Genomic DNA, 4,274 nt, shown 5'->3' with positions numbered 1-4,274 from the left:
GCTTGAAACGGTTAGTATTTAAGTCATTGTAGTTATCAGCCAGTCTGAGTTCCTGCAACGGATAATACCGCCAGTCCCTAAGCAGTCCTGATCCTGTGGTATCAATAAAGCTATAGCGGTAATCTTTTACCAGTGGTAGCGGATTACCAGCCGGATCTGCCAGCTGTGCATAGGGATAATACCTGACTTTATCAGCACCAGGCGTGATCATTTCCGGACCGGGATTATTATTTTCGATTCTGCTGTAAGCATATTGTAGTCCTGCCTGGAGGGAAAATCGCTTTGAAAGCTGAAAACTGTTTTCAGAAAGAAGTGTGATCCTTTTGGAGCCGTTGTGGGTTAAGCCGCTTTGCAGGTCGTCAAACCCAGCACTTAAATAGTAGCCTATTTTAGGGCTACCACCTCGAAGGCTTACTGCGTGTTGCTGTGAAATAGCGGTACGGTAAAAGTATTTTCGGAAGTCGCTGCGTATGTCTTTATTTCTAAAAGCATCAATCCGCGCATTAGCCTGTTCATGAGTAATGGTGCCATTAGCTTCCTGTTGTAAGATCTCCACTACCGGAGTTACCGGAGGGCGGTTATATACATTGTCCAGCGCACTCGTATAAAATCCCTTCTTAAATAACTCCCGTTCTACATCAATGAAATCGCCGGATGACATAGCATTGTCTTTGTAAAGATTCGGTTTCTCTGTTATCGTAACATTGGTGGTTACATCTACTTTCTGCGTCTGCCCGTATCTTCCTTTTTTGGTAGTGACCACCAGTACACCGTTGCCTGCGCGAACTCCCCAAATCGAAGATGCAGCAGCATCTTTGAGCAATGTTACGCTGGCAATATCATTGGGATTTATCTGGTTCAAATTTCCTTCTATCGGGAAATCATCAACTACAATCAGTGGCGCATTGTTGCCGAATAACGTGCTACGCCCCCTGAATAGTAATTCCTGACCCTTATTTCTGCGATCAAATAAAATACTGGTAGTTCCATCGAGCTTGGAAAGCAGGTCGTTGCTGATCCTCCGGTCTAAAACCGATTGGTCGACCTTTTCAAACGAGCCAGTTGCTCTTTCCTGTGATAATGATTGGTATCCCGTTGAAACAATTACTTCCTTTAATCCCGTCTGCTCCGGTGATAGCCGGATGACTATTTCACTGGTTTCATTGATGGCGTTAACCGGCAATTTTACGGCCGTAAAGCCAACATAGGTAACTATGATACTATCGACTACTGCCGGCCTGTTGATGCTAAAATAGCCGCCGGTTGTTGTGCGCGTTGTATACTTTGATACTACGTATCTAATGGAAGCACCTGACATTGGTACTCCATTTTTCTGATTTATGACGCGCCCCCTGATGAAGGTACTGGCGGTATCCTGAGCAGTAACATAACTCCATGTAATTGCCAGCGTTACCAGCAGGGCGATCAGGCGTGGTTTACAAGTGGTTTTATTATTTCGTTCTTGCATATTCGTGGATTTAATGGTTGGGTGGTTGGTTGATGATTTTTACAAATCGGGCGCTTTTGTGATTACAAGTATTTCCATTGTTCGCTGTTCTTCTGTAAGTATTAGTCCATATCGGGATAGGGCTGCCTCCAATGCAGTACGGTTTCCATAAGGGATATTGAGTGAAAGGTCTATCCTGTTGGAGATGCCAGTACTATCTATTATAGGTGGAATACCTTGCATGTTGTTTAGTTGATATAGCAATGCGCTGATGGTTGTGTTTTGTATGAACAGCAGGTCACCATTAGCATTCGTCTTTACTTCCGATGGTCCACCTGTGGAGGACAACCGGATTAAGGAAGAATCTCGTTTGAGGATAAGGCATTGAACAGGCAACAGCTGTATGCCGCCTTTAAGATGCAGGTAGCGGTTAAGATCATTGAGCATAAAAGATTGAAGTTGCGCCTTGGTGGTATTAGGTGGACAGCGGATTTCGTAACAGTGAGCATGGCGTAACTGCCAATCAAAGAAATAGCCCTGGTCAGGCGTATATAGGTATTTTTCCGGATTGGGAAGATCAAACCTTATTTGGTTACGTGGAAAGTTTATTAATTTTTTCAACGCCATTAGATACAGTTCTACTGCGGACCAGTTGGTTGCATATCTGCGCATCACCTGCTGACTGCTGTCCAGTTCAATACCTGACTTCATGACAAGCCCCGGCGAATATCCAGTAAGGACACTATAGAATATGGGTTCTTGTGACCGGAGGTTAATTATAGGCTTCATCATTGGGAGCGAATAGTCCTGTTTAGCAATGTCGTTTTTCACCGATAGGTGATCCATTTTACCAGCCAAAGCCATACGTATGTTCTCTGTTGTTACATATTCTGCGTAGGTAAATGATAAGACTTTACCAGCCGGATCAATCCATACTACATGAGGAATGGAGGCATGGGGGAAATATGCGTGTAGTAGGCTATCATCAGTAATGGTCGCTAACGGAGGGCGGTGTATTTTGCCGTTAGCATAGAATTTTCTTACTACGGCATTTCTCTCCGATGTAACGGAGACTATCTGGATTTGGTTATTGAATTGCTTCTGCAGGCTATCCAGCTTGGCAAGACCTGCAATACAGCTGCTGCAATTGGTGGTCCAGAAGTCCAGGAGTAATAGTTTGCCCCGATAAAAATTAAGGGAAGTCTGATTGCTTGATAAGTTTACGGTGTGTAGCAAGGGAACTGTCGGCACCTGATCACCTATATTAAGTGGTGCAATCCGACCACTCTGCGGTAAGCAGGGAAGACATGGCAAAAGTATCCCTATCAGGAAAAATAATCTTTTCATGATGATGTGATTTGATGATTATGGAAGACGGTTGTTTACTGAGCGGTTTATATCAGATTTAGCGGTTAATTACTTGAAATTGGCTGCTGGATTGTAAAGCCCCGGTGAATAGACATTCACGGGCTGCCTTAATTCTTACCCCATTGTATTGAATCAGTTGTTAGTTATTTATGCCACATGGGGAAGCGCGAGATTATATAATAAGGAGTTGATGACAGATAGGGACACAAAAAAGGCGTGGGTTAGTCCCTACCGGCCGACTGGGCTACGACACCCTGGCACCGAATAGAAACGCCCACGCCATAGCGTGAGCGAATCACTCAGTCTCCGGATGCCATTCGTCGTAGTTTGTCGATCCTGAGAACTTAAGCAAATCGCTTAATATCATTATTTTATAAGGTCGCAAAAATACACCATCACGATGTATTTGCAAATACAATCATACGCATTTACTAACATTTTTTTCGTATATACTTTCAGATGATTGCTTTATCATCTTTCGGTTAATGTAAATGTAATGAAAAAAAACAAAAAGTACTCGATCGAGTGCCAATTTATTTTTTAGATGTCTGCACTTTCCACCACATGGAAAAAGATAAAAACTATTACAAGTATAGGCTAGGATTGGGTTTAAGAAGATGGATAGAAGAAAATGCTAAGACTGCTGAGGAAAATGAAGAAAAGAAGATTGAAGATAACAGCCTTGTAACCACATTGAGAGGACTGGAAAATGCTTCCGGGCTTAGTTGGAATGTTATTCATACTATCTCTTTGGGAAAGCGCAATCCCAATTATACAACCCTGGAACAGATAGCAGAATCATTGGGTGTTCCGCTTAGTACCTGGCTGGCATATTGTGAAGCCATTCCTGAAAAGGACGTAATTAACTCGATTAAATTACAAGAAAAGAAGCAAGTGAATAAAAAGAAACCCGGCAAAGGAAGTAAAAAATAAGCCGTAAATTGTATTGTTAACCAGAACTGATAACCCAGTTAATTTAGTAACCCAAATAACCACGACATGAAAGTACTATCCTTTATTGTAGCGGCATTCCTGCTTGTTTCCTGCGGTTCCAAAAAACTTACAAGAGAGAAGGCGGCAGAACTGATTAAAGCGGAATACCCACGTACCATCGATTGGGATATTTATACCGCCGACCCTAAACACGCTGCCAGAGCATTGGATACAAAATTGGAAGAAGAAGGATATATCACATTAAAGCGTAAGCAGACATTGGCAGAAATGGGTTCTCCTTTCATTTTCTTCACTGATAAGGCCAAACCGTATCTTCTCGAAACGCCGGAAAAGGATAAAAAAATCGACATCCAAAAAGTGAAACTGGCAGAACAGCACTTCAATGAGATAACAGGTATGCAGATACTGAAAAATGATAAAAAGGCTATTGTTGAATATACCGTTGTTTATAAAAATGTCACTCCTTTTGTTGCTATTTCAAACTTGAAGATAGAACCTAAAGTTG

General features: G+C 42.3%; 4 protein-coding genes. 2 read left to right on the top strand and 2 right to left on the bottom strand.

Annotated features, from left to right (window positions below):
• Together VIP81_RS16935 and VIP81_RS16930 are read right to left on the bottom strand one after the other, a co-directional pair.
• Positions 1-1,468: carboxypeptidase-like regulatory domain-containing protein (locus VIP81_RS16935; RefSeq protein WP_331963384.1), on the bottom strand; the 1,468-nt coding region annotated here is incomplete at its 3' end.
• A 39-nt stretch (positions 1,469-1,507) separates the two neighbouring features.
• Entirely contained in the window at positions 1,508-2,794 is a 1,287-nt protein-coding gene (locus VIP81_RS16930; protein WP_331963381.1) for a TlpA disulfide reductase family protein, read from the bottom strand.
• Between the two features lie 585 nt (positions 2,795-3,379).
• On the opposite strand from VIP81_RS16930, the gene VIP81_RS16925 reads away from it, so the two are divergent.
• The gene (locus VIP81_RS16925) at positions 3,380-3,748 is read left to right on the top strand and encodes a hypothetical protein (RefSeq protein ID WP_331963378.1); all 369 of its coding nucleotides are present in this window, start codon (positions 3,380-3,382) and stop codon (positions 3,746-3,748) included.
• A gap of 66 nt (positions 3,749-3,814) precedes the next feature.
• The coding region (locus tag VIP81_RS16920; RefSeq protein ID WP_331963375.1) for a hypothetical protein at positions 3,815-4,274 on the top strand (460 nt) is incomplete at its 3' end.

The organism is Chitinophaga sp., from assembly GCF_036566945.1.
Classification (GTDB): domain Bacteria; phylum Bacteroidota; class Bacteroidia; order Chitinophagales; family Chitinophagaceae; genus Chitinophaga.
The sequence above is the reverse complement of the archived record's forward strand: the minus strand, read 5'-3'. Positions and strand labels throughout refer to the sequence as shown.

Bases quoted from the DNA above. Each gene is read 5' to 3' on its own strand.
- VIP81_RS16930 (WP_331963381.1), bottom strand. From the start codon at position 2,794: ATGAAAAGATTATTTTTCCTGATAGGGATACTTTTGCCATGTCTTCCC.
- VIP81_RS16925 (WP_331963378.1), top strand. From the start codon at position 3,380: ATGGAAAAAGATAAAAACTATTACAAGTATAGGCTAGGATTGGGTTTA.